Raw genomic sequence first — 1,883 nt, 5'->3', positions numbered from 1 at the left:
CGCGGGCGCGCGCGCCTACCTCAAGGACAACCCGGCGGTCCGGCTCGTCGAGTGCGGAGACGTCGCGAGTCCGGAGGACGTCGACACCCCCGAGCAGCTGGCGAGGTTCAGATGATCGACGCCGGGGCGACGGCGGCGCGGTGGTCGGGTGGTCGTCCGCCGCGGCGGCGGTAGCGACGGGACGCGGGTCGGCCGACCACGGCGCCGAGCGGCGACACGCGCCGACCCCACCGACCTCTCGGAGCCGCCGAGGAGCGCACACGGGCTGATCCCACCCGCGTGCAGCGCGGACACCGCCCTGGGGAACGACAGCCAGAGCCACCTCCCGGTCTGACGCGACCGAGCAATACGCACAACTACGACTACCCCGAGTCACGACTTCTCACGAGGCTGACCGTGCGACCGGAACGGCGGTCGAGCACCGGTGGGCGGCGTCGGACCGAGGTGAGACGTGTGGATCCCGCATCGCTGATAGTCGCGGCTCTCGTGCAGGGCCTCCTGGCCGGGGTCGCCGGCGTCGCCGAGCGGACCGTCGTCGAGGGCTACGAGGCCCTCCGTGAGTCGCTCATGCGGCGCTGTCCTCCAGAGGAGCGACCGCGGCTCGATGGCGCACTCGCGCGGCTGGAGCACGATCCCCGGGACGACCGGGCCCGGCAGTGGGTGACCGACGAGGTCCGACGCAGCGGCGTTGCGGACGATCCGGCGTTGCGCCGGCTGGCGAGCGGTCTCGTCGACCTGCTCGCCGACCCAGTGGATCGGCGCTCCCGTCGCGTCGAGAACACTGTTCGGGCGGCGGGCGGGCGGGCGATCGGGGCCGTCCTCGAACGGCACGTCGGGGCCGTCCTCGCCCTCCGCTCGGCCCAGCGCCTGGACGACCCGGAGCTGTTGTCCCCCGAGGCCGGCAGCCGCAGGCCGGTGCCCCGCCCCGTCGCGGACGAGGTGGGCAGACTGCACGCCGAGGTGCGGAGGATCATCACCGAGGTCGCGAGCCGGATCGAGACGCTCGGGGACGAGCCGGGAGCGGACCGCGAGGGCGCCGTGCCGCTGTCGCTGGCGAACCGCGAGCGCGCAACCCGGCTCGACGCGGCGGACCGACAGGTCCGCGTCTCCTACCAGGCGTTGCGCAGCACCATCGAGTACTTCGCTTCCGTCAACCGGTCCGTGGCGGAGCGCATCACGCGGGCCGGCTCCGCCCAGCAGGAGATCACGCTGCTGCTCGGCAACGCTGTGATGATCTACGAGGTCACCAACTTCGTGATCGACTACCTGGACCGCTTCACCATCGACGGCGAGGCGGAGCTCCACCGGATCCGCGAGGAGACGATGCGCCGGCTGGACGGGTTGCAGGCGGACCGGAAGCGGCTCGGGCAGCGGGTGACGGACCCGGATGTCGAGCCCGCCGTCCGCGACCGGATCCTCGAGGACCTCCACGACGGGGACGAGGTCGACGCGGCCGTGCGCAGCGAGTGGGACTCCTACCTGGCGGAGGTCGGCGAGATGCGATCGCTCGCGGGACAGGCCGCTCGCAAGCGCAAGACACTGGAGGTCATCCGTGACCACGCCCGCCTCCACATCGGCACCATGCAGGAGGTCGCCATGCTGAACTTCCTCCGCTCGAACGCCGAGGCGGTGCACCAGACCGTGCTCACGCTGGAGAGCTTCCAGCTGCCGCGGCTGTCCCCCAGCAGGATCCGGAGGTTGATCGCGGAATGACCGGACCGGGCAGGTTCCCCGCACTGACGACCGACGAGCTCCAGCACCGCCTCGCCGCGGCCACTGATCCACAGGAGATCGGCCGGCTCGAACGCGAGCTGGACCGCCGGGTCACGGCCGAGCTCCTCGGCGAGCCCGTCGGCGCGGCACCTCCCCTCACCCCGCCGTCT

The 1,883-nt window shown here is 72.5% G+C and carries 1 protein-coding gene; it reads left to right on the top strand.

Annotated features, from left to right (window positions below):
- Positions 1-279: 279 nt before the first annotated feature.
- A complete protein-coding gene (locus H5J29_RS31075; protein ID WP_512700152.1) occupies positions 280-1,713 on the top strand; it encodes a Het-E N-terminal domain-containing protein in 1,434 nt (477 codons plus the stop codon).
- The last annotated feature ends 170 nt before the right edge of the window (positions 1,714-1,883 follow it).

Source organism: Pseudonocardia pini, assembly GCF_013870575.1.
Taxonomy (GTDB): domain Bacteria; phylum Actinomycetota; class Actinomycetes; order Mycobacteriales; family Pseudonocardiaceae; genus Pseudonocardia; species Pseudonocardia pini.
Note: the sequence above shows the minus strand (reverse complement) of the source record. Positions and strands in the feature narration are given on the sequence as shown.